Genomic DNA, 23,413 nt, shown 5'->3' with positions numbered 1-23,413 from the left:
CCATACCCAAAGGAATCAACGACACGCTACACTAGCTGCCGCGGTACGTGGAGTAGGCGAAGGGGCTGAGCAGTAAAGGTACGTGGTAGTGCTCGCTGCCTGTCACCTCGAAAACCAAATCAACTTCCGGGAAGAACGTGGCCGTCCCCAGGCTTGCGTAGTAAGTGCCGGTGTCGAAGTTCAGCCGGTACTTGCCCGCCGGCAATTGCTCTGGACCGAGGTCTTTCGCCCGGCCGTCCGCATCGGTAGTGCCGCCGGCCAGCTGCCGCCAGCTGCCGCCGTCGTGCGTGTACAGAACGACCGCGACGCCGGCCGCCGGGCGCCCGGCCCCGGTGTCCAGGATGTGGGTCGTGACGTGGGAAACGCTCATTCGCTGATCACTCCTTCGAGGCGAAGCAGGGCGATTTCGCGCAGCTGCTGGGCCACTATGACATCTTCTTGTTCGGGGGTGCTGGCCAGGCGCTCACGGAGTGCGGCCAGTATTTCCGGGGCGGTGCGTCCGGCGGCGCGGATCAGGAAGACCCGGCCGAATTTGTCTTCGTAGGCGCGGTTTCCCTGGGCCAGGGCGCCGGCAACGGCGGCGTCAGCGGGATCCACGCCGGCCTGCTCGGAGCGGGACATGGATGCCTCGGCCGTGGACGCTGAGGGACGCTCGCCGATCCGGGGGTGGTGCGCCAGCGCTGCCCGGACTTCTTCGGCAGTGAACGGGGCTGCGGCGTAGCGGGCAAGACCCAGCAGCTCGCCCCTTGAGGAAAACGGCCGGGAATCAGCAATCTGGTCCACCCAGCGCTGGATATCAATACAGGGTCGAAGAACCGCAGCGGCGTCAGCGCGGTGTGCTTTGTTGAATTCGGCAAGCTGCATGCTTGGTATTCCCTTGTGCAAGTGCTGGCATCCATGGTGTTGGCTATGCGGAAAGCCGGACATCTCTCGATGAGACATCGCCATGAATCTTCCGCATCATGGAACTGTTATTTCAGCATACGTAATAGTCAAGCGACTGGCAGCGTCCGTGTCAAGAGGCATCCAGCACCCGCAGCCTGCAAGGCAGGTCACGATCCGGCAGTGACATGATCGGCAGTCAGGATCCTGACGTTGATGATTCCCTGGTCAGTATCCAGGTGTTTGTTCCGTCCTGGCGCTCGAACGTCACCGTCGTGACAAGTGCCTGGATCAGCGCCAGGCCACGGCCGGACTCCGACTCTTCGTCCGGCATGCTGGGCTCCAGCTGCGAAGCGAACGGCTCCTTGGCGTTGAACGCGCTGACGCGGGCCTGCAGGATTGTCAGGTGGACGGTGATATCGACGCCCAGCTCCACGGGATCCGCGGCCACCGGAACGGCGTGCTGGACAATGTTGGACGCAGCCTCGATGATGGCGGTGGTGAAGGTCATCCGGTCCATGTCCGGGACAAACGACGCATCTTCCCACAGCTCGTCCAGCTGGGTGTGGACTGACTCGATCGCTTCCGGGGCGGAAAGGCCCCTGAAGGTCCGGCGTGCAATAGCTTCAGTCATTTCCGAAGGCCTCTTCCGCTGAATCGTAGGCGGTCAGGACCCTGTCCATGCTGGTCAGCTCCAGGACCATTTTCACCTGCGGCTGGACGCCCGCGATCCTGAGATCGCCACCGGCCTGCCGCGCGACTTTGAGGCAACCGATAAGGGCCCCCAGGCCTGAGGAGTCCATAAACGCCGTGTTTTCCAGATTCACGACGATCCTGTTTGAACCGGCCGCAACTATTCCGGCCACGAACTCACGGAGCTTTGGCGCGGACACCATGTTGAGCCGCCCGATGGCTTTAATTTCGGCATATGAGACTTTGTCCTCATAACTAAGCTCCATCATTTTTCCTTTCCTCAGAGACCAGTCCGGATTCGGTGTCAAAGCCCGTGTACAAGGCGGCCCGCACCAGAACACTCATGACCACAAGGTCAAAGATTACCCAGAAGACGTTCACAAGTGTGCCGATCGGCTCCGACAGGCCGGAGGCCAGCCGGACGATTCCGACGACGGCGGCGACCACCAGCAGCACGGAGACCACCATCTGTGGCCGGATCAGACTCCAACCGGGCCCGCCGTCCTGGCGGCCCTTGGGGGTGACGGCAAATCCAAGCGGCCGTCCGAACCAGACGTTGCGGGCCGCCGTCGTGCACGCTTTGATCCAGGTGGGGAACAGCGCAAGGCTGTACTGCTGTCCACGCCAGGTGCTGATGCCCCGGCCAGCCACGGCGAACAGCAACTGGTTGACTACCATGAAGGGGATAAACCTGATGAAGAAATCGGTGCTGAGGCTGCTCACAGGAAGGATGCCCAGAACCAGGTAGATGATGGGGGCGGCAAAATAGATCACGGCCGCGTAGCCGCTGAGGTAGGTCCACATGGTGGCGAAGTACATAAGCCGCTGCCCCCATTTCAGGCCGCGCTGCACCAAAGGGTTCTCACGGAGCATCACCTGCATGGTGCCCTGAGCCCAGCGAAGCCGCTGGGTCAGCATGGTTTTCAGGTCTTCGGGGGCCAGGCCGAAGGCAAGGATCTCGTGGTGGTAGACGCTTTCCCAGCCCATGGCGTGCATCCGCATTGCCGTGGCCATGTCTTCTGTGACGGAAATGGTGGCCAGCGGCATCACCGGCTGTGCTTCGTCATTCCGCTCCACCGACAGGGCGTCCAGAACGGCCTGCACTGATTCCATGGCCCCGAGCGGTGACCAGTCACGGGCGGACATCCGCTGAACGGCGTCCTCTGCCATGACGGGGATTCCGGACTCACCCACGTGTGCCAGCTCCATGGCAGCGATTTCCTCGAGATCAGCCTGCAGCGCGGACACATCGGCCTGAACCAATGCCTGGACTGCCTGGTCCACCCGGCGGCGTACCCGGTACGTGATCTCGCTGAGCGATTCCCCGGCGTCCAGCTGGTGCCGGGCCTCGCTCGTGGCGGCATCCACTTCATCGAGCATCTGTGCCACCAGCGGGGACTCAATGTCCGCGGACTTCCGTGCTTTCCGGATGGCCGAGCGGGACGCGGCCAGGGCCCTGCGGATGCTCTTCTCTGTCTCCTTGACATAGCCCACCAGTCCCAGCTGCATCAGGGCTTCGCGGCGGAGGATGGCGTTTGATCCGCAGAAGAATGCTGCGTTCCAGCCGTCCTTGCCTTGCTGGATGGGGCCGTAGAAAAGCGGTGCCTGGCTGCCGAGGGGGTCATCGGCCGGAACATTGCTGAAGTACTGGGGAGTCTGGACCAGGGCCACGCGCCGGTTGTTGAAGTAGCCGAGGGTTTTGTCCAGGATGTCCGGTTCTGGAATCTGGTCCGCGTCCAGGATGAGGATGAACTCGCCTTCAGTCACCATCAGCGCGTTGTTGAGGTTGCCGGCCTTGGCGTGGCGGGGCCGGTCCTTCCAGTCTTCGCTGCGGGTCACGTAGCCCATGCCGTGCAGTTCGGCGAGGTCGCGGAGCTTCGGCCGGGCGCCGTCGTCGAGGATCCAGGTGCTGTGCGGGTGGCGGATCTGCTGGGCCGCCATGGCCGTCGTTATGACCAGATCCAGGGGCTCGTTGTAGGTGGTGATGAAAACGTCCACGGTGGCGTCAGAAGGCGCCGCCGGCGGCGCCTTGCGGAGCTTGAGCCGCCATACGGTCAGCCCGAAAAGGAGGACGTCGATCAGGCTGTAGGTTTCCGCTGCGACCAGCGGCACCGCGATCCACCAAGCGTCCCAGTTCAGGGAGACTGCCCAGCGCCAGGCCACATAGTTAAGGCCGAGAACGACCGTCAGGACCACAAAAAGGCGGGTCCAGAACAGGTTCATGGTGTGGCTGTCCCGTTCGTGTGGTTGAGGGCCTTGCGGTGCACCACCACCGCGGTGACATCGTCTTCGGCGGTGTCTTCCGGGGCCAGGCGCAGCAGGGCAGCGCACGCGCTTTGTGCGTTGGGCTCACCGTGAACGGCCTGCCGCACTCCCGTGGTGAATTCCTCCACGGAACCGAAGGCATCCAATACGCCGTCGCTGACCACCACCAGTGAATCGCCCGGAGCCAGCTCCAGGTCCGCCGGCTGCCAGTGCGAGTCAGGCCAGGCCCCCACCGGGGGGCCGGCAGAGGGCAGCCTGTTTGCGGTTCCGTCCGCCTGAATGTGCAGCGCAAGGCCATGTCCGGCGTCCACATAACTGACCTTGCCGGAAATGGCATCGAGCCTGGCATGGAAGAGAGTGACGAAGGATCCGGAGAGATCCAGGTCCGCGGCGATGGTGCGGCCCGCAGTTTCGAAGGCAACGCCCAGGTCCGGATTGTGGGCCATGGAGCGCATGACCGCCCGCACCGTGGCTGCGATGAGGGCCGCGCCCATTCCCTTGCCCATGGCGTCGGCGAACGTCAGATGCAGCCCGTCCGGCGTCCGGTGCCAATCGTAGAAATCCCCGCCCACACTGCGCGAGGGACGGAACACACCGGCCACCTCGTAGCCGTCAATGAGGGCCTCCCTGGTGGGAAGCAGGCTCTGCTGTACCTCGGCGGCCCGGGCAAGTTCGTCCTTGGCGCCGGGATCGGCCGCAGCTGTGCGGGAGCGACGGAAGAGGGCATTGACCCTGGACTGGAATTCGCGGGGACTGAAGGGTTTGGTGAGGTAGTCGTCGGCGCCGTTGTCCAGACCGGTGAGCCGGTCGATCTCGTCCACACGGGCGGTGAGCATGATGATGTAGGCGTCAGAGAATTCACGCAGCAGCAGGCAGACTTCCATGCCGTTCAGATCAGGCAGATTGACGTCCAGGGTGACCAGATCAGCCTGGGTGGCCCGTACCGCCGCGATTCCGGCGGCGCCCGTACCGGCGGCAGTGACATCGAAGCCCTGCCTGGTCAGGATGGCCACCAGCAGGCCGGAAATGTCCGGGTCATCTTCAATCACGACGGCGCGGCGCGGATCAGGGCTGGGAGACATACGTCTATTACTACCGCATTACAGCCAAAGTCACATCCTGTGACGAGGATCTGGCCGACATTTGAGTTGCGCCGCTGTTCTTGGGCGGGAGGACAATGTCCTCAACCAGTTGAAGGAGATCCCCATGGCAAAAAACCTGACGTCCCGGTACCTCTTCGGCCCTGGGCCGGGCAATTGCTATCCAGAAGTGACGGCAGCCCTGGCACATCCCGTGATCGGGCATCTGGATCCGGTGTTCATTGAGAAGCTGGACAACACCTGCGAGGGGCTCCGGAAAATGTGGGGAACGGCCAATGCCAGAACCCTGCCGCTCAGCGCCACCGGCTCCGGAGGTATGGAAGCGGCGTTTGTTAACACCGTGGACGACGGCGACGTTGCCGTCATCGCGGTCAACGGGCTCTTCGGCGAGCGCATGTGCGATGTGGCGCGCCGATGCGGTGCCACGGTGGTAAGGGTCGATCACGAGTGGGGCCAGCCTGTCGACGTCGAACGCGTCCTCGCAGCCCATCCGAGTCCCAAGGTGATTGCGGCGGTGCATGCCGAGACCTCCACGGGCGTGCTGTCCGATATCGCGCCGCTGGGGAAGGCGAAGGGCGATGCGCTACTGATCGTTGACGCCGTGACGTCGATTGGCGGACTAGGGCGTGTTGCTAAACCCTTTGAAGGTTGATTTCCGTCAGGCTTGATTCATGGCAGCAAGGCAGGAAATTTCTGACAAGGCATGGGCTTTGATGGCACCGCATTTCCCGGTTTGGAAGGGGAACGGGCGTCCGATCATGGACATGCGGCGGACGGTCGAGGGCATCGTCTGGCGGTTCCGCACCGGGGCCCCCTGGCGTGATGTGCCCGAGAGGTTCGGGAACTGGAACTCGGTCTACGGGCGCTTCGCGGACTGGTCCAGAGACGGTACCTGGGCCAGTGTCCTCGCGGCCGTGCAGGCAGCCGGCCAGCGCGCCGGTGATGTTGACTGGACCGTGTCGGTGGACGCGACGATCACCCGGGTGCATCAGCATGGCGCCACCCTTACCCGGGTCACAGGGGGCCCCGCAGAATTACAAGAAACTCGGCGCTGAGGAGCCGGGCGACCACGCGATCGGCAAGTCCAGAGGCGGAATGACGTGCAAAATCCACCTTGCCACGGACGGCAAGGGACGGCCGCTGGGCCTGGTCCTCACCGCCGGCCAGGCCGCCGACACCTCATTCTTCCAAACAGTGCTGGAGACCATCTCGGTCGCCGGAAGCTCCCGGGGACGGCCACGCTTCCGGCCCGACCGGGTGCTGGCAGACAAGGCGTACACCTCCAGCGCCAACCGCGGCTACCTGGCCAGCAGGGGAATCAAAGTCACGATACCCGAGCGGTCAGATCAGATCGCAGGACGGGCTCGGCGCGGTTCCAAAGGCGGACGCCCCCGATCCTTCGACAGGGAAGCCTACAAAGGCCGAAATGTCGTTGAACGCTGCTTCAACCGACTCAAACAATGGCGTGGCATCGCGACCAGAAGCGACAAAACAGCACGCAGCTACCTCGCTGGCGTCACCTTGGCCTCGGCCCTGATCTGGATCAAATCAGGGGTTTAGCAACACACCCTAGAGCTGCTTGCCGACGACTGGGGGATCGACGTCGGCTATGCCGGAACGCAAAAGTGCCTTGGTGTGCCCCCGGGGCTGTCCCCGTTCACGGTGTCTGATGCTGCGTTTGAGCGTCGGATCAAGGATCCCCGGTCGTGGTACCTCGACATCGGCCTGCTCGGCGGGTATGCCGGGGCGGCGAGCGGCGGCGGCAGAACGTACCATCACACCGCCCCGGTCACCATGATTGCGGGGCTGGAGGCGGGCCTAAACCGGATCCTGAATGAGGGGCTGGAGAACGTGTGGGCGCGCCACCGGGCAGCCGGGGCGGCGCTTCAGGCCGGGCTCCAGGCGCTGGGGTTGACGCTCTTTGCCGCGGAAGGGCACAGGTTGCCGAGCCTCACCACCGTGAACGTGCCCGACGGCGTCGATTCGGCTGCCGTCCGCAGATACCTTTTGGAGAAATTCAGTATTGAGATCGGTGCCGGCGTGGGCGAGTTCGCGTCAACGGTCTGGCGGATCGGCACGATGGGGCCCAATGCGGACAAGGCGAGCGTGACACTGGTGCTCGGGGCGCTTGAAGAGGCTATGGAGAGGGCCTGAGGAGGGGACGGGGCGTAGAGGAACGCTTTCGAGTTGGTCGGCAACTATGTGTGGCGCCGACTGGGTTTGAAGGCTCCATTTTGTGATCTTGAAGATCTTGGACTACGTCGGAGGAAAGATACAGACCAGGAAGGAACGCGACGATGGGTCCACTGATTCTGACCGGCGGACCGGCAGCCGAATGCCACCCCGCCTCGCACATCGACGGGACGACTTACGACAGCTCATCGACGCAGAACCAGGTCGAAACAGATGAGCGAACTTGTCTCACGGTGTCCGCGAGGGCCTCGGTCCGGTGCCGACGTAGGCCGCGAGGTGCTCGCCGGTGAGGGTGGAGCGGCCGGCGACAAGGTCGGCGGGTGTGCCCTCGAAGACGAGTCTGCCGCCGTCGTGGCCGGCACCGGGGCCGAGGTCGATGATCCAGTCGGCGTGCGCCATGACGGCCTGGTGGTGCTCGATGACGATAACCGATTTGCCGGAGTCGACGAGGCGGTCGAGGAGGCCCAGCAGATTCTCGACGTCGGCGAGGTGGAGGCCGGTGGTCGGTTCGTCGAGGACGTAGACGTCACCCTTTTCGGCCATCTGGGTGGCCAGTTTGACGCGCTGCCGCTCGCCGCCGGACAGCGTGGTGAGCGGCTGGCCGAGAGTGAGGTACCCCAGCCCGACGTCCACAAGCCGGTCGAGGATCTTGTGGGCGGCCGGCGTGCGTGCCTCCCCTTCGCCGAAGAACACCTCCGCCTCGTTCATCGACATCGCCAGCACCTCGGCGATGTTGCGGCCGCCTAGGGTGTATTCCAGGACTGACGCCTGGAACCGCCTGCCCTCGCACTCCTCACACGTGGACTCGACGGTGGCCATGACACCGAGTTCGGTGAAGATGACGCCCGCGCCGTTGCAGCTGGGGCATGCGCCTTCTGAGTTGGAGCTGAACAGCGCCGGCTTCACGCCGTTTGTCTTCGCGAACGCCTTGCGGATCGGCTCGAGCAGACCTGTGTACGTCGCCGGGTTGCTGCGGCGCGAACCCTTGATCGCGCCCTGGTCGATCACCACGACGCCGTCGCCGCCGGCCACCGAGCCGTGGATCAGCGAGCTCTTGCCCGAACCTGCGACACCCGTGACCACGCAGAGTATGCCGAGCGGAACGTCGACGTCCACGTCCTGCAGGTTGTGCGTCGAGGCGCCGCGCACCTCGAGTTTGCCGGATGGCGTACGCACCGATTCCTTGACAGTGGCCCGGTCGTCGAGGTGGCGGCCGGTGATGGTGTCGCTGCCCCGCAGCCCATCCACGCTTCCCTCGAAACAGACACGGCCGCCCTCGGTGCCGGCGCCGGGACCGAGGTCAACGATGTGGTCGGCGATGGCGATGGTCTCGGGCTTGTGCTCGACGACGAGCACGGTGTTGCCTTTGTCGCGCAGCTGCAGCAGCAGCTGGTTCATCCGCTCGATGTCATGGGGGTGCAGGCCGATCGTCGGCTCGTCAAAGACGTACGTGATGTCCGTGAGGGACGAGCCCAGGTGTCGGATCATCTTGGTGCGCTGGGCCTCTCCTCCGGACAGCGTGCCGGCGGGTCGGTCCAGTGAGAGGTAGCCCAGGCCGATTTCGGCGAACGAGTCGAGTAGGTGCTGCAAGCCCTTGAGGAGCGGCGCGACCGAAGCCTCGTTGAGCCCGCGGACCCACTCGGCCAGGTCGGTGATCTGCATCTTGCACAGCTCGGCGATGTTCTTGCCCTGGATCTTCGAGGACCTGGCCTCGGGGCTGAGCCGCGTGCCGTCGCATTCGGGGCAGGCCTGGAACGTGATGGCGCGCTCCACGAAGGCCCGGATGTGGGGCTGCATCGCGTCGACGTCCTTGGAGAGAATGGACTTCTGAATCTTCGGGATCAGGCCCTCGTAGGTGAGGTTGATGCCCTCGACCTTGATCTTGGTTGGCTCCTTGTAGAGAAGGTCGTCCAACTCCTTCTTGGTAAACTTCGCGATGGGCTTGTCCATGTCGAAGCCGGCGCCGCTGAAGATGCGGCCATACCAGCCGTCCATGCTGTATCCGGGGATGGTCAGGGCACCATCGCCGAGTGACTTGCTGTCGTCGTAGAGCGCAGTGAGGTCGAAGTCGGAGACCGAGCCCATGCCTTCGCAGCGCGGACACATGCCGCCCAGGTAGACCGCGTTCTGCACCACGCTCTTCTCGACCCTGCCGCCCTTCTCTGTGCTCATCACCCCGCTCGCCTTCCGCGTCGGGACGTTGAAGGAGAACGCCGTGGGGGGCCCCACATGCGGCGATCCCAGCCGGCTGAAGAGGATCCGGAGCATGGCGTTGGCGTCGGTGGCAGTGCCCACCGTGGAGCGGGGGTTGGCGCCCATCCGCTCCTGGTCGACGATGATCGCCGTGGTCAGCCCGTCCAGCAGGTCGACGTCGGGCCTGGCCAGGTTCGGCATGAAGCCCTGAACGAAGGCGCTGTAGGTCTCGTTGATCATCCGCTGCGACTCCGCGGCGATCGTGCTGAACACCAGCGAGCTCTTGCCTGAGCCGGAGACTCCGGTGAACACCGTCAGCCGGCGCTTCGGGATCTCGATGCTGACGTCCTTGAGGTTGTTCTCGCGTGCGCCCTGCACCCGGATCAGATCGTGGCTGTCAGCAACTTGCAGCACAGGCGACTGCGTGTCAGTCCTCGTGGCCATGCTCATCGTGTCTCCATCTGTTAGATGCGGCCGCCTTCGCGGTCTCCGTCAGCGTCGCTTGGCTCTATCTAACCAGCTTCGCGAACTACGTCTGGTTCTCCTTCGTCGGCGCGGTCGCGGCAACGGTCCAACCAGCGGCCGTCGCGCATCAGCTAGCGGTCGGGCACCTTGTTCACCTCGCGCCAAGCCTGGATGCGGCGCGGGTAGATGCGGAACCAGCGGTACGGCGTGGCTAGCGCACGACGCGGGTCGAAGCCGGTGGACACGTCGCGGGTGTGCGGCCCAGCCCCAGCCGAAAGGTTCGGGTGCGGGGGCTGGGGCTCACCGGTCTTGAAGCAGCCCGAGGACGGTGCCATCGGGGTCGGCGACGGTGGCCACCAGGCGGCCGCCACCGACGTCGTGCGCGGGCTTCTTCACGGTGGCACCCGCCGCGGTCACCTCAGCCAGCTTCGCCTCGATGTCCGGCACTGCTCGGTGACCGGCGCTGCTCCGAAACTGCTCACTTTCGGCCGACCCTCCACGCCACAGGGCGGTCGAGCCAGGCCCCCGGCCAGGTGCTCGAACTGATCGCGGATCGCTTCCGATCCGACGAAGTGATCCGACATAAGGCTGCTCTGCACGGCAAACGAATCGCGTGGAGGCACACACCGCTCTGGCTCCCGCTCTACTTGGCCATTCCCGCCTGAACAGCCACGAACTCGATGTGGCTCTTCGGGTGGACAGTCTTGCTCGGACCCCGCGAAAACCCTTTTGCGTCCAGGTGATTCTGGGCTCGGTACACGGCCAGGGCTTCGTCATAGATCTCATTGAGCTGATGGCCGGAGACCACTTCCGCTGACCCGTCGCTGAACGTGATGGAAATGAGCGCGCTGCCCGGAAAATGCCTGTTCATGCGGATGAAGCCATCGGTATCCTGCTGGAGATTAATCATGTGATTCGCACCTTTGTGATCGAGAACCTCCAGTCTTCCCTAACTGAGGGAGCCCTTCAGACGCCGAGGGTCTCCTTCAGCGCCTGCACATGGCCCTGCGCCTTGATCTGGTACTGGGCCAGCGTGACCTTGCCTTCGGGATCCAGCACCACTGTGGAGCGGACCAGGCCTTCAACAACTTCGCCGCCCACCAGTTTCTCGCCCCAGGCGCCGTAGGCCAGTGCCACGGAGTGGTCCTCATCCGCCAGGAGCGGGAAGGTCAGCGCGAAGTCGCCCGTGAACGCAGCCAGCGCCGCCGGGGCATCCGGAGAGACACCGATGACCTCGTAGCCGGAACCCTGCAGGGAGGCCAGGTTGTCGCGGAAATCGCAGGCTTCTGTGGTGCAGCCGGGGGTGGCCGCTTCCGGGTAGAAGTACACAATGACGTTTTTGCCGCGGTAATCGGCCAGCGCCGTCTGCTTGCCTTCGGCGTCCGGGAGGGAGAAGTCCGGCGCCTGGGTTCCGGGCTGAAGCTTGGTGGTCAGTGTGGGGCTCATGGCATTCCTTCGGGAGACTCTGGTGTGAATCAAAAACGGATCAGACTAATCAAGTGAAGCGGGTAACCGTATAGAGGACAACAGCGGCGTCATATGCTGTATTCCGCAGGCCCCCGGACGGTCGCGGCCGGGCCCGGGACAAACTGGTAGCCGCCGCCACGGACCGTGGCCACCACATGCCGGGCGCCGTGCAACTTCCGCCGCACACGCCCCACATAAACGTCGATGGAGCGGGCGGCGGCACCGGGGCTGTCCCACGATTCCAGGAACCGCTGGAGTTCTGCCCGGCTGATGGCCCGTGAACAGTTTTCCACGAGGTACCGCAGCAGCTTGAATTCGACGCCGGTCAGCGCCACCCGCTTCCCGTCCAGCAGTACCTCGCGCTGGGCAAGGTCCACGGCAACCCGGCTCATGGGGCCGGCCGACGGCGGGAGCCGGGTGGCGCCGTCGTCGTCCGTTTCGGTGGCGGTGCCATCCACAAACGGGTCCGACGGCGGAACGGGAGTCCCGCCGTCGGCGCACGTTGGAGCTCCGGCGGCAGGCCAGTGGACTTCCGCCTCCGGAGCAATCCCCAGGGCGTGCGCCAGCACGAGTTCGGCGGCGCGCGCCATCACGGCGTCATCGATTTCCTGGCCATCCGCGGGCATGATCCAGACGGCAAGGCCCCGCACCTTATGGTCGGAGGCTTTGCGCTCCGCGGACTGGCGGCCCGGGACCTTCTGTTCCGGGACCGGCGCCAGGTGACGCCGTTCCCGGAAACCGCCGCCACCTGAGACACCGCGGGGCTCGTGGACATGGACGGCCATGGCTGGGTGCCTCAGACCCCGCCGCGGCGGATCAGCTTGCCGCTGGGCGTCCGGCCGTCGATCTCGTTTCCGCGCAGGAAGGTCTTGCGGACCACGCCGGAGAGCGCCTTGCCGTCGTACGGGGTGATGGGGTTCTTGTGCTTGAGTTTGGTGACGTCGACGACGAACGCCTCGTCCGGCGCGAAGACGGAGAAATCGGCGTCGTAGCCCAGGGCGAGCTGGCCCTTGTTGTGCAGCCGGGCCAGGGCCGCCGGCTTCTCGGCCATCCAGGAGACCACCTGTTCCAGGGTGATGCCGCGGTGCCGGGCTTCGCTCCAGATCAGCGACAGGCCCAGCTGCAGCGAGGAGACGCCGCCCCAGGCCACGGCGAAATCGCCGTTTTCCAGGTCCTTGAGGTCCAGGGTGCTGGGGGAGTGGTCCGAGACGATGCAGTCGATGGTGCCGTCCTGCAGGCCCTTCCACAGCAGCTCCCGGTTGGAGGCCTCGCGGATGGGCGGGCAGCACTTGTAGGCGGTGGCGCCGTTGGGGATTTCCTCGGCCATGAGCGTGAGGTAGTGCGGGCACGTCTCCACGGTGAGGTGGACGCCGTCGCGCTTGGCGGTGGCGATCATGGGCAGCGCGTCGGAGGAGGAGAGGTGCAGGATGTGCGCGCGGGCACCGGTCCAGCGGGCGCGTTCGATCACCTCGGCGATGGCCTTGTTCTCGGCGCCGCGGGGGCGGGAGGCCAGGAACGTGGAGTACTGGTCGCCGCCGGGATGGGGCGCGTGGTCGATGGCGTGGGAGTCCTCGGCGTGGACGATCATGAGGGAGTCGAAGGACTTGAGCTCGGCCATGTCCTCCTCCATCTCGTCCGCTTCCAGATGCGGGAACTCGTCTACGCCGGAGTGCAGGAGGAAGCACTTGAAGCCGAACACACCTTCGTCATGCAGGCCGCGGAGCTCGGCCTTGTTGCCCGGCACGGCGCCGCCCCAGAACCCGACGTCCACAAACGCCTGGTCCTCGGCCACCTCGCGTTTGAGTTTGAGGTTCTCCACCGTGGTGGTGGGCGGGATGCTGTTCAACGGCATGTCGATGATGGTGGTCACGCCGCCGGCCGCGGCGGCCCGGGTGGCGGAGGCGAAGCCCTCCCACTCGGTGCGGCCGGGCTCGTTGACGTGGACGTGGGTGTCCACCAGGCCGGGGATGAGGGTTTCGTCGTCGGCCAGTTCGATGACCTTGGTACCTTGCAGACCGTTGCCGAACGGTTCGATGGCGACAATCACGCCGTTCCGGATGCCCACTTCGCGGGCAGTGATGCCGGCGGTGGTCAGGATGCGCTGGCCACGGATGACCAGGTCATAGCTTTCTTCAGACATTGAGGGTCTCCTTCGTGTCGGAGCTGTTTGCCGGGTGGTTTCCGGACAGCTGGCTGCCTGCGAGCTGCACGCCAATGTGCCTGCCGAGCTGTTCCAGAAGCGGTCCCGCTTCAGCAATACATATGTCTACATTGGCTTCCAGATCCGTCAAAGCATAGACCTGGGCGAAGCCGGATTCGCTGAGCTGTTCCTGGCTCAGAGTACTGCGCCCGCACACCGCGATCACCGGGACTCCCGCGTGGGAAGCCGCCCGCGCCACGCCCACGGGAGTTTTGCCCAGCAGGCTCTGTTCATCCAGGCTGCCTTCGCCGGTGATCACCAGGTCTGCGCCGGCCAGCCGGTCCGCCAGTCCCGTGAATTCGAGTACGACGTCGATCCCCGGCCTGCGGGTCGCTGCCAGTACCGCGATGGCGGCGTAGCCCACGCCGCCTGCTGCTCCGGCGCCCGGAGCCAGCGCGGCGCGCTCGGCCCGGGAGCCGATCTCGCCCGCGAGAACCTGGACGAAGTTGGCCAGTGCGCTGTCCAGTGCTGCGACGTCTTCCGCGGACGCACCCTTCTGCGGGCCGAAGATCGCCGCAGCGCCCTCAACTCCCAGCAGCGGGTTGTCCACATCGCTGGCCAGCACAAAACGTGCTTGCTCCAGCCGGACGTCAAAGCCAGAGAAGTCAATGCTGGCAAGCCGGGCCAGGGCGGCGCCGCCGGCAGGGAGTTCCCGGCCGTCGGCGTCGAGCAGCCTGGCGCCGAGCCCCTGCAGGACTCCGGCGCCGCCGTCGGTGTTGGCGCTGCCGCCCACACCCAGGATGATCTGCCGGCAGCCGGCGTCCAGCGCCGCGCTGATCAGTTCGCCGGTGCCCAGGCTGGTGGCCGTGGTGGCGCTTTCCGAGGTGACGATCCCGCCGGGGAGGACGGCGAGCCCGGACGCGGCGGCCATTTCAATGACTGCCTCGTTCCCGCGGACCGCGAACTCTGCCCGGAGCGGCTGCCCGGTAGGGCCACTCACCGTGGCGCTCCGGCGGGTGAAGCCGGAGCCGACGGCGGCATCCAAGGTGCCCTCGCCGCCGTCGGCCACTGGGATCTTCGTTACTTCAAGGTTGCCGCCGGCAACCGCCTGGAGTCCTGCTTCCAGGTGCCGGGCAACGTCCGGGGCGGAGAGTGAGCCCTTGAACTTGTCCGGGGCAATGACAACGCGCATGGTTTAGCCCTGCAGAGCCAGGATGGCGGTGGGGGCATCCTCGCGGGTCACGGCCAGGTCCTCGAACTCGTTGACGGCGCTGATTTCCAGGCCCATGGAGATGTTGGTGATTTTCTCCAGGATCACTTCAACCACTACCGGAACCTTGAACTCGCCCATCAATGCCTTGGCCTTGTCGAACGCAGCGGCCAGATCGTTGGGGTCCTCCACACGGATGGCCTTGCAGCCCAGGCCCTCGGCCACCTTGACGTGGTCCACGCCGTAGCCGTTGGTCTCGGGGGAGTTGATGTTGTCGAACGCGAGGGACACGTTCTGTTCCATGTTGAAGCCGCGCTGGGACTGGCGGATCAGGCCCAGGTAGGAGTTGTTCACCACCACGTGGATGTACGGCAGGTTGAACTGCGCGCCCACGGCCAGTTCCTCGATCATGAACTGGAAATCGTAGTCACCGGACAGGGCAACAACGGTCTCGTCCGGCTTGCCGCGGACAACGCCCAGGGCGGCCGGTGCGGTCCAGCCCAGGGGCCCGGCCTGGCCTGCGTTGATCCACTTGCGCGGGCCGAAGACGTGCAGCATCTGAGCGCCGGCGATCTGGGACAGGCCGATGGTGGACACGTAGATGGTGTCCTTACCGAAGGACTTGTTCATCTCCTCGTACACGCGCTGCGGCTTGATGGGGATGTTCTCGAAGTGCGTCTTGCGGTGCAGGGTGGCCTTGCGCTCGGCGCACTCGGCAACCCAGCCGGAGTAGTCCGGCAGGGAGCCTGCGGCTTTGCGCTCGCGGGCCAGTTCGATCAGGCCGTCCAGCGCCGCCCCGGCGTCGGAGGCGATGCCCAGGTCCGGGGAGAACACGCGGCCGATCTGCGTGGGCTCGATGTCGATGTGCACGAACTTGCGCCCGGCCGTGTAGGTGTCCAGGCCGCCGGTGTGGCGGTTGGCCCAGCGGTTGCCGATGCCGATCACGAAGTCGGAAGCCAGCATGGTCTCGTTGCCGTAGCGGTGCGAGGTCTGCAGGCCCACCATGCCGGCCATCAGCCGGTGGTCATCCGCGATGGCGCCCCAGCCCATCAGGGTGGGGATGACGGGAACGTTGAGCAGCTCGGCCAGTTCAACCAGCTGCGCGGAGGCGCCGGCGTTGATGATGCCGCCGCCGGCCACGATCAGCGGGTGCGTGGCAGCGGTGAGCATGTCCAGGGCTTTTTCCAGCTGCTTGCGGCTGGCGCGGGGCTTCTCCACGGCCAGGGGCTCGTAGGTGTCGATGTCGAACTCGATTTCGGCCATCTGTACGTCGATCGGCAGGTCCAGCAGCACCGGGCCGGGACGGCCGGAGCGCATCAGCTGGAAGGCCTTCTGGAAGGCGCCCGGAACCTGTCCGGGTTCCAGGACGGTCATGGCCATCTTGGTGACGGGCTTGGCGATGGACTCGATGTCCACGGCCTGGAAGTCTTCCTTGTGCAGCTTGGCCACGGGGGCCTGGCCGGTGATGCAGAGCATGGGGATGGAATCTGCCCACGCGGCGTACAGGCCGGTGATCATGTCAGTGCCTGCCGGGCCGGAGGTCCCGATGCAGATGCCGATGTTGCCGTCCTTGGCGCGGCTGTAACCGTCGGCCATGTGGCTGGCGCCTTCAACGTGGCGGGCCAGGGTGTGGCGGATGCCGCCGTGGGCCCGCATTGCGGAGTAGAACGGGTTGATTGCCGCGCCTGGCAGGCCGAACGCCTCGATGGCGCCTTCCTTTTCCAGGATGGCGACTGCTGCGTCTACGGTGCGCATCTTAGTCATGGTGTGCTCCTTGAAAGTCTGTTTTGGTGCCCGGCTGTGGCGGCTGGGGCTGAAGTTGGGTGCGTTCGGGGAAGCCGGCGTCGTAATGTACGACGCCGGCTGTTCCCTTTTAAGTTCTGGTGCCCCTTGTGGGGGCGCTGGCTTAGCTGCTGGTTAGCTGCGGCCGGAAAGCTGGAGGACCTGCTTGAAGAGTCCGGAGTGGTCCAGTCCGCCGTCGCCCTGGTTGACGGTGGCGGCGACGAGCTGTGCGACGACGGCGCCGAGGGGGATGGCGACCTTGGCTTCGCGGGCAGCGGAGGTGACGATGCCGAGGTCCTTGTGGTGGAGGGCCAGGCGGAAGCCGGGATCGAAGTTGCGGTCCAGCATCTTCTGGCCCTTCTGGTCCAGGACCTTGGAGCCGGCCAGGCCGCCGCCCAGGACCTTGAGGGCTGCGTCGGTGTCCACGCCGTAGGCCTCGAGGAAGGCGATTGCTTCGCCGAGGACCTGGATGTTGACGGCCACGATCAGCTGGTTGGCTGCCTTGACGGTCTGGCCGGAGCCGGACGGGCCAACGTGGACAACGGTCTTGCCGACCGCGTTGAGGATGTCCTCGGCTGCCTCGAAGTCGGCCGCCTCGCCGCCCACCATGATGGAGAGGACACCGTCGATGGCGCCCTGCTCGCCGCCGGAAACCGGGGCGTCAAGGGCACGAATGCCGGCTGCCCTGGCGTCGTCGGCCAGGCGCTTGGCTACGTCCGGGCGGATGCTGCTGGCGTCGATCCAGAGGGTGCCCTGCTTGACATTGGCGAAGAGGCCGTCCGGGCCGCTGACTGCGCCTTCGACGTCGGGGGAGTCCGGCACCATGGTGATGACGACGTCGGCGTCCTTGGCTGCGTCCGCGATGCTGGTCGCTCCGTGGCCGCCCTCGGCGATGAGCTTGTCGATCTGGGTCTGGCTGAGGTTGAAACCGGTGACGGTGTGGCCGGCCTTGACCAGGTTGATGGCCATGGGCAGGCCCATGATTCCGAGTCCGATGACTGCAATGTTGCTCATGTTGGTTCCTTACTGATGTCTGTTGGTTTAGTGCGAGTGGGCTATGTAGCTGAGTGGCTTAGTTGGAGACGCGCTGGCGGATGGCCCAGGCGAAGGCGGTTGCCGCCGGTTCCTTGTATTCGAGGCCGATGTAGCCGTCGTAGCCGAGTTCGCGGCTGCGGGCGATCCATTGGCCGAGGGGAAGCTCGCCGGTTCCGGGAGCCCCGCGGCCGGGGTTGTCGGCGATCTGGATGTGGCCGAAGTCCTTGGCGTGGTTTTCGATGACGGCGGCGACGTCGTCCCCGTTGACTGCCAGATGGTAGAAGTCCGCGAGGAGCTTGACGTTCTCCGCGCCGGATTCTTCCTTGACGCGGGCGATCACCTTGAGGGCGTCTGCGGCGGTGAGGAGCGGGTACTTGGGGGCGCCGCTGACGGGTTCCAGGAGGACTGTACCGCCGATGCGGGCAACGCCTGCTGCAGCGGCGGCGAGGTTCTCGGCGCCGACGGCGTCCTGCTCCTCGGGCGATGCGTCGTCCGTGCGGTTGCCGTACAGGGCGTTGAAGGCCTTGCAGCCGAGGCGTTCGCCGATGCCTGCGACAACGTCGATGTTGTCCTGGAATTCGGTGGAGCGGGCGGGCCACGAGACCAGGCCGCGGTCGCCGCCGGGCATGTTGCCGGCGTTGAAGTTCAGGCCGGTGAGCTGGACGCCGGCGTCGGTGATGGCGCGCTCGAACTCGGCGGTCTGGGCGTCGGTGGGGACGGAGGTGTCGAAGGGCCACCAGAATTCGACGGCGTCAAAGCCGGCAGCCTTCGCCGCGGCGGGGCGCTCCAGGAGCGGCAGTTCCGTCAGCAGGATGGAGCAGTTCACTGTGTACGTCATTGTCTAAGTCCTTGCGGGTCCGGTGGTGGCGTCTTTGCTAGCAGTCTTGGCTTCCTGATTTATTTCGTATTGTGGAAGTTATATTCTGCTTTATGAAAAGTTTAGGGAAGGTTGAGGTGCGAGTCAAGGGGCGGTTGGTTTGGGACACCAAAGCATGGAGGCGTTCGCCGCAACTCCGACATGCACGGGGACGCCAAAGGCCGACGTGAAAAGCAAGAACACCTGCCGCCGGCATGGGTGGCCGGGGAAGGCCCGGAGGAACCCGGCGGCAGCCGGCAGTTCCCTCAGAACGCTACGAGGGTTTCTGGTGAGCCTTGCCTATTTTCCGGCGCCCGCAGGCCCGTTGCCTTGGGACTCGACCGAACGGACCAGATGCTCGATCCGGGCGGGAGCCAGGAGCTCTTCAAGGATCAGGTGCGTTGCGCCCTTGACGCCGGCATCTGCGGTGTTGATGCTTGTCCTGACGCTGAGGTCGTTGGCAATAAGGGGGAGGCATTTCCTGAATAGTTCGGCGCGGAGGGCTGCCACCAAGGGGGCGGAGGCTGACATGGCGCCTCCGAGCACAACCACATGGGGGCTGAAGAAATTGACGATCGATGAGAGTACGGAACCGATGTGGGCGCCGGCTTCCCGTAGCGCCTCCACCGCCGCGGGATCGCCGGCCCGTCCGAGTTCCACTACGTCGGCGGTCCCCGCAACGGAGTAGCCTGCGTTTCGCAGGCGAGCTACCAAAGCGCCGCCGCTGGCGACCGACTCCAGGCAATTCTCCTCCGGACAGCTGCAGCTGAGGGTCGCAGTCCCGGGCACGGAAATGTGGCTGATTTCGCCGGCGGCACCGGCGGCTCCCCTGTGAAGCCGTCCGGCGCTGATGATGCCGCATCCGATTCGCGTTCCGAGCTTAACGGCCAGGAGGTGGCTTGGCCGGCCGTTGTCCGGCACGGCATTTTCAGCCAGTGCAACCAGGTTCGCGTCATTTTCGATCAGGATGGGCAGCTCGGTGTGGGACCGGAACAGCCGGGGCAGGTCAGCGTTGTGCCAGCTGGGCATGAACGAAGGCAGGATGACCTTGGATGAGGGGTGTTCAATCGGTGCCGGCAGGCCTATGGCGATGCCTCGCAGATCGCCTGTCTTCTTGTCGACGCTGTCCAGTGCGGTCTGGAAATGCTCCCAGAGCCATTCGACCGACGCTATCGGGCCGCTTGCGGTGTCCAGCGGGGATTCCTCGACAACCAGAAGCTGCCCGGTCATGTCAGAGAGGGCTATCCTCGCGTGGTTAGCACCGACGTCGGCCGTAGCGACAACGCCGGAATCTGCGGAGACGCTCAGGCGCCGGGCCCGTCGGCCTCCGATGGAGTCTTCACTTCCCCGCTCGACGACGAGTCCCATCCCGGTCAGCGCGTCCACCCTCAGGGAGACAGTGGAGGGAGCCAGGCCCGTTCGCCGGGCGAGCGCGGGTCTGGAAGTTGCCACGCCCTCCCTGATGAGCCGGAAGACATCGCCCACTGACCCGGGTGCATACTCAGCCTCGGCGTAGCGCGTAACAGTCTCCATAGAACGATACTAGCCAAGATCGAATAACTTTTCCCATCTCAACCGGTAGTTTATTCGAAAATCGGTGATAGTATTTTCGAACTAAAGAAAGTTGTGGCGTTGGTCACATAAGTGAGGCGCGGGATTCCCCCGCGCCGGAGTCGGCAAAGTGCGCGACGGGCGTCAGGGATCCAGAAATGCCTGGTGCACCGACAAGCTCAGAATCGACCGTTGAGGTCATTGGAAGGTATTGATATGAATATTGAGAATCAGCCGCTTGCTCGGCGCGGATTTTTACGCGGGGCTCTTGCGGCGGCGGTGCTTGTTCCGATGGGCGGGGCTTTGGCTTCTTGTGCTGCCGGGGGCGGGGGCACGCCGGGGGCTTCGTCGGGGGGTGCGGTTTCGGCGACGAACCCGTTTGGTATGGCGGATAAGTCTGTTGTTGATGCGGTGATCTTCAAGGGCGGTTACGGCATCGATTATGTCGAGTTCGCGGGTAAGGCTTTGGAGAAGGGCCAGGCGGGGTCCTCGGCGAAGATTGCCCCGTCGACGGATATTGCCACGGAGCTGCAGCCGCGTTTCGTGGGCGGTACTCCTCCGGACCTTATTGATAACTCGGGTGCGAAGGCGATCGGTTTCAGTACGATCCTGGCTCAGCTTGAGGATCTGACCCCGGTTGTTGAGGCGAAGAACCTTGAGGGCAAGGTCATCAGGGACACCCTGTATGGCGGGGTCCTGGCGCCGGGAACGTTTGAGGGCAAGCTCGCGGCCCTGAATTATGTCCTGACGGTCTATGCGGTGTGGTATTCGGCGGCGCTGTTCGAGGAAAAGGGCTGGGCTGTTCCCAAGACCTGGGAGGAGGCGATGGCTTTGGGTGCGAAGGCCAAGGCCGAGGGCAAGTATCTGTTCTGCTGGGGCAAGGAAGCGGCCACTTATTATCAGGAGATGGCGATTGCCTCGGCGATCAAGGAAGGCGGCGATGAGGTCCGTCTGGGTCTGGAAAACCTTAAGGACGGCTGCTGGTCACATCCGGCGATCCAGGGCGTGTTCACGGCCCTGGACCGGATCGTGAAGGCCGGCTATGTCAAGCCGGGCGGTTCCGGTACCGCGTTCACGGCCGCCCAGGCGCAGTGGAGCAACGCCCAGGAGGCTTTGCTTTACCCGTCCGGTTCCTGGATCGAGAATGAGATGAAGGACCAGACGAAGGCCGGTTTCAAGATGACGGGCGCGGCTGTTCCCACGGTCACTACCGGTTCCAAGATGCCGTACACGGCCCTGCACAGTGCGGCGGGTGAGCCGTTCGTTGTTCCCTCGCAGGGCAAGAATGTTGCCGGCGGCAAGGAACTGCTGCGGGTGATGCTTTCCAAGGAGGCTGCGACCAACTTCGCCAAGACCAAGCTTGCGCCGACCATTGTCAAGGACACCGTTCCGGCTGATGGTTTCGGTTCCACGGCGCTGGTCTCGCAGACGAAACTGCTCGACGGTGCCGCGAAGGACATCTTTACCTGGAACTTCATCGACCTGTACGGGACCAACAAGGACCAGCTGGTGGTCTGGAACACCTTCCTTGACGGGAAGTCCGATGTTGCCACGCTGACCTCGGCGCTGCAGAAGATCACGGACAAGGTCCGCAACGATCCCTCGGTCAAGAAGATTGACGTCAAGTGACCGTTCTTGACACCAAGACGCTGTCGGGCGGCGGCAGGGCTGCCGCTGTCCGGCGGCGCCGGAAAAAGCTGACCTTTGACCGGGTGAGTTTCTTTGCCGTGTTCCTGGGTCTGCCGCTGGCCATCTACCTGGTCTTCGTGATCTCCCCGTTCATCCAGGCGTTCTACTATTCCATGACGGACTGGTCCGGTTTCACCGCCTCGATGAATTTCACCGGTTTCGCCAATTACCGGAAGCTCTTCGCGGACGAAATTTTCATGAAGGCCATGGGCAACAATGTGGTGCTGTGCCTGGTGCTGCCGGTGGTGACGATTGCCCTGAGCCTGGTCCTTGCCTCCATGATCACCGTGGGCGGCAGCAGCCGCGGGCAGGTCAAGGGCCTGAAGAATTCCAGCTTTTACCGGGTGGTGTCCTTCTTCCCCTATGTCATTCCCGCGATTGCGATCGGCATCATGTGGCTGCAGATCTATGATCCCTCCAACGGGCTCCTGAACGGCGCGCTGACCTCGCTGGGCTTCGGGCAGTTCACGTCCTTCCCGTGGCTGGGCGATGAGGGCACCGCGATGGGCGCGACGATGTTCGTGATCGTGTGGGGCTTTGTCGGCTTTTACATGGTGTTGTTCATCGCCGCGATCAAGGGCATCCCCGCTGAGCTGTTCGAGGCCGCGCGGATCGACGGTGCCGGGCGCTTCCGGACCGCGATTTCCCTGACTATCCCGCTGATCCGGGACAACATCCAGACCGCCTACATCTACATGGGCATCCTGGCCCTGGACGCCTTTGTGTATATGGCGGCCCTGAACTCCGGCGGCGGCCCGAACAACTCCACCCTGGTGATGTCCCAGCAGCTGCTCTCCACGGCCTTCACCAAGGGCCAGTTCGGCTACGCCAGCGCCATGGGCGTGGTCCTGGCCATTGTCACGCTGATCTTTGCGGCGCTGGTGTTCCTGGTGAACCGGCTCACCGGGGGAAGTAAGGACAACTCAGACTCATGACAACACGCACACACACCGCGCCCGCCCCCGCAGAGGGGCACGTTGAACGCAAACCGGAAACCACCCGCGGCGACAAAGCCGTCGGGGCCCTCTCCCACACCATGCTCATCATCTGGTCACTGATCGTGGTCCTGCCGCTGCTGTGGACGCTGATGACCTCCTTCAAGACCACCAGCGAAATCTTCGCCTCACCCTTTGCCCCGCCCACCACCTGGAACATCGGCAACTACGCGACCGCGTGGAACACCGCGGGAATCGGAAATTACTTCCTGAACACCGTCCTGGTGGTCGGTTCGGCCCTGGTGATCGTGATGGTCCTGGGCGCCATGTGCGCCTACGTCCTGGCCAGGTTCCAGTTCCGCGGCAGCCGCGCCATCTACTACCTGATTGCTGGCCGGCCTGACGTTCCCCATCTTCCTGGCCGTCGTCCCGCTGTTCTTCATCCTCAAGAACATGGGGCTGCTGAACACCCTGCCCGGACTGACCATCACCTACGTGGCCTTCGCCCTGCCGTTCACCGTGTTCTTCCTGTTTTCCTTCTTCAAGACCCTGCCGAATGAAATCGCCGAAGCCGCCTCCCTGGACGGCGCCAGCGAATGGCGGACCTTCTTCCAGGTCATGCTGCCCATGGCAAAACCGGGCATGGCCTCCGTGGCGATCTTCAACTTCCTCGGCCTCTGGAACCAATTCCTGCTCCCCGTGGCACTGAACAGCAACGAAAAGAACTACGTCCTCTCCCAGGGCCTGGCCCGCTTCGCCTCCCAGGCCGGCTACAACGTCGACTTCGGATCCCTCTTCGCCGCCGTCGTCATCACCGTAGCCCCCGTCCTGGTCGTGTACATCATCTTCCAACGCCAGCTCCAGGGCTCCGTCACACAAGGCACCTCCAAGTGATCTGTGAGCGAGGAATGCCGGCCGAGGTCCAGGCCCCGATGACAAGGCACCGGCCGGACCCGT

At 64.5% G+C, this 23,413-nt stretch carries 20 protein-coding genes and 3 pseudogenes; 6 read left to right on the top strand and 17 right to left on the bottom strand.

Translation table 11 applies throughout. The features are described 5' to 3' along the window. Positions 1–31 precede the first annotated feature (31 nt). The 6 genes from uraH to ACQCST_RS18300 all read right to left on the bottom strand — a co-directional run bounded on the left by uraH (position 32) and on the right by ACQCST_RS18300 (position 4,922). Positions 32–370: a hydroxyisourate hydrolase gene (gene uraH / locus ACQCST_RS18325; RefSeq protein ID WP_426997138.1), complete on the bottom strand. Its 339-nt coding sequence runs from the start codon at positions 368–370 to the stop codon at positions 32–34. Further along, positions 367–864, bottom strand: a complete 498-nt coding sequence (gene uraD, locus ACQCST_RS18320) for a 2-oxo-4-hydroxy-4-carboxy-5-ureidoimidazoline decarboxylase (protein ID WP_426997137.1) — start codon at positions 862–864, stop codon at positions 367–369. Before uraD ends, uraH begins: the two co-directional genes overlap by 4 nt. 217 nt (positions 865–1,081) lie before the next feature. After that, a complete protein-coding gene (locus ACQCST_RS18315) occupies positions 1,082–1,516 on the bottom strand; it encodes an ATP-binding protein (protein ID WP_426997136.1) in 435 nt (144 codons plus the stop codon). Beyond that, positions 1,509–1,841 carry an STAS domain-containing protein gene (locus tag ACQCST_RS18310; RefSeq protein WP_426999216.1) on the bottom strand — a complete coding sequence of 111 codons (333 nt, stop codon included), beginning with the start codon at positions 1,839–1,841 and terminating at the stop codon, positions 1,509–1,511. The genes ACQCST_RS18315 and ACQCST_RS18310 overlap by 8 nt, the downstream gene beginning before the upstream one ends. Continuing rightward, positions 1,831–3,798 carry a glycosyltransferase family 2 protein gene (locus ACQCST_RS18305; RefSeq protein ID WP_426997135.1) on the bottom strand — a complete coding sequence of 656 codons (1,968 nt, stop codon included), beginning with the start codon at positions 3,796–3,798 and terminating at the stop codon, positions 1,831–1,833. The genes ACQCST_RS18310 and ACQCST_RS18305 overlap by 11 nt, the downstream gene beginning before the upstream one ends. Further along, positions 3,795–4,922, bottom strand: coding sequence for a PP2C family protein-serine/threonine phosphatase (locus tag ACQCST_RS18300; RefSeq protein ID WP_426997134.1), 1,128 nt, complete (start codon positions 4,920–4,922; stop codon positions 3,795–3,797). The genes ACQCST_RS18305 and ACQCST_RS18300 overlap by 4 nt, the downstream gene beginning before the upstream one ends. A 124-nt stretch (positions 4,923–5,046) precedes the next feature. Between ACQCST_RS18300 and ACQCST_RS18295 the strand changes: the two are divergent. The 3 genes and pseudogenes from ACQCST_RS18295 to ACQCST_RS18285 all read left to right on the top strand — a co-directional run. Beyond that, positions 5,047–5,562, top strand: a pseudogene (locus ACQCST_RS18295) (pyridoxal-phosphate-dependent aminotransferase family protein); the annotation flags it as partial. A 49-nt stretch (positions 5,563–5,611) separates the two neighbouring features. Further along, positions 5,612–6,500, top strand: a protein-coding gene (locus tag ACQCST_RS18290; protein ID WP_426996528.1) for an IS5 family transposase whose coding sequence is annotated in 2 segments (ribosomal slippage) — positions 5,612–5,959 and positions 5,961–6,500 — 888 coding nt in all. Because the reading frame shifts where the segments join, the coding sequence is not laid out codon by codon here. Positions 6,501–6,509: 9 nt separating this feature from the next. Next, a pseudogene (locus ACQCST_RS18285) lies at positions 6,510–7,094 on the top strand (aminotransferase class V-fold PLP-dependent enzyme); the annotation flags it as partial. 267 nt (positions 7,095–7,361) lie between these two features. On the opposite strand, the gene ACQCST_RS18280 reads toward ACQCST_RS18285, so the two are convergent. From ACQCST_RS18280 to ACQCST_RS18230, 11 genes are all read right to left on the bottom strand, one after another. Next, on the bottom strand, positions 7,362–9,776 hold the full coding sequence (locus ACQCST_RS18280; protein WP_426997133.1) for an ATP-binding cassette domain-containing protein: 2,415 nt from the start codon (positions 9,774–9,776) through the stop codon (positions 7,362–7,364). A 315-nt stretch (positions 9,777–10,091) separates the two neighbouring features. Then, positions 10,092–10,238 (bottom strand): VOC family protein, encoded by a 147-nt coding sequence (locus tag ACQCST_RS18275; RefSeq protein ID WP_426997132.1) that lies wholly within the window; start codon positions 10,236–10,238, stop codon positions 10,092–10,094. 196 nt (positions 10,239–10,434) lie between these two features. Continuing rightward, on the bottom strand, positions 10,435–10,701 hold the full coding sequence (locus ACQCST_RS18270; protein WP_426997131.1) for a hypothetical protein: 267 nt from the start codon (positions 10,699–10,701) through the stop codon (positions 10,435–10,437). Positions 10,702–10,757: 56 nt separating this feature from the next. Then, the gene (gene bcp, locus ACQCST_RS18265; protein ID WP_426997130.1) at positions 10,758–11,237 is read right to left on the bottom strand and encodes a thioredoxin-dependent thiol peroxidase; all 480 of its coding nucleotides are present in this window, start codon (positions 11,235–11,237) and stop codon (positions 10,758–10,760) included. Positions 11,238–11,326: 89 nt separating this feature from the next. Further along, positions 11,327–12,043, bottom strand: coding sequence for a winged helix-turn-helix domain-containing protein (locus ACQCST_RS18260; protein WP_426997129.1), 717 nt, complete (start codon positions 12,041–12,043; stop codon positions 11,327–11,329). Positions 12,044–12,054: 11 nt separating this feature from the next. Next, positions 12,055–13,398 (bottom strand): allantoinase AllB, encoded by a 1,344-nt coding sequence (allB, locus tag ACQCST_RS18255; protein WP_426997128.1) that lies wholly within the window; start codon positions 13,396–13,398, stop codon positions 12,055–12,057. Then, positions 13,391–14,590: a glycerate kinase gene (locus ACQCST_RS18250; RefSeq protein ID WP_426997126.1), complete on the bottom strand. Its 1,200-nt coding sequence runs from the start codon at positions 14,588–14,590 to the stop codon at positions 13,391–13,393. Before ACQCST_RS18250 ends, allB begins: the two co-directional genes overlap by 8 nt. Before the next feature lie 3 nt (positions 14,591–14,593). After that, positions 14,594–16,372, bottom strand: coding sequence for a glyoxylate carboligase (gcl, locus tag ACQCST_RS18245; RefSeq protein WP_426997125.1), 1,779 nt, complete (start codon positions 16,370–16,372; stop codon positions 14,594–14,596). Positions 16,373–16,525: 153 nt separating this feature from the next. After that, a complete protein-coding gene (locus tag ACQCST_RS18240; protein ID WP_426997124.1) occupies positions 16,526–17,404 on the bottom strand; it encodes a 2-hydroxy-3-oxopropionate reductase in 879 nt (292 codons plus the stop codon). A gap of 58 nt (positions 17,405–17,462) precedes the next feature. After that, positions 17,463–18,263: a hydroxypyruvate isomerase family protein gene (locus ACQCST_RS18235; RefSeq protein WP_426997123.1), complete on the bottom strand. Its 801-nt coding sequence runs from the start codon at positions 18,261–18,263 to the stop codon at positions 17,463–17,465. 318 nt (positions 18,264–18,581) lie between these two features. After that, a complete protein-coding gene (locus tag ACQCST_RS18230) occupies positions 18,582–19,814 on the bottom strand; it encodes an ROK family protein (protein WP_426997122.1) in 1,233 nt (410 codons plus the stop codon). Between the two features lie 234 nt (positions 19,815–20,048). Here ACQCST_RS18230 and ngcE point away from each other — a divergent pair, with 234 nt between their 5' ends. The 3 genes and pseudogenes from ngcE (at position 20,049) to ACQCST_RS18215 (ending at position 23,350) form a co-directional block, all read left to right on the top strand. Beyond that, complete coding sequence (gene ngcE, locus ACQCST_RS18225) at positions 20,049–21,461, top strand: N-acetylglucosamine/diacetylchitobiose ABC transporter substrate-binding protein (RefSeq protein WP_426997121.1); 1,413 nt, start codon at positions 20,049–20,051, stop codon at positions 21,459–21,461. Further along, positions 21,458–22,456, top strand: a complete 999-nt coding sequence (locus tag ACQCST_RS18220; protein ID WP_426997120.1) for a carbohydrate ABC transporter permease — start codon at positions 21,458–21,460, stop codon at positions 22,454–22,456. Before ngcE ends, ACQCST_RS18220 begins: the two co-directional genes overlap by 4 nt. After that, positions 22,453–23,350 (top strand): annotated as a pseudogene (locus ACQCST_RS18215) (carbohydrate ABC transporter permease). The gene ACQCST_RS18220 and the pseudogene ACQCST_RS18215 overlap by 4 nt, the downstream one beginning before the upstream one ends. The last annotated feature ends 63 nt before the right edge of the window (positions 23,351–23,413 follow it).

Origin of the sequence: Pseudarthrobacter sp. N5 (assembly GCF_050157035.1) — a bacterium.
GTDB lineage: Bacteria > Actinomycetota > Actinomycetes > Actinomycetales > Micrococcaceae > Arthrobacter.
This window is presented reverse-complemented; position numbering and strand designations above follow the sequence as displayed.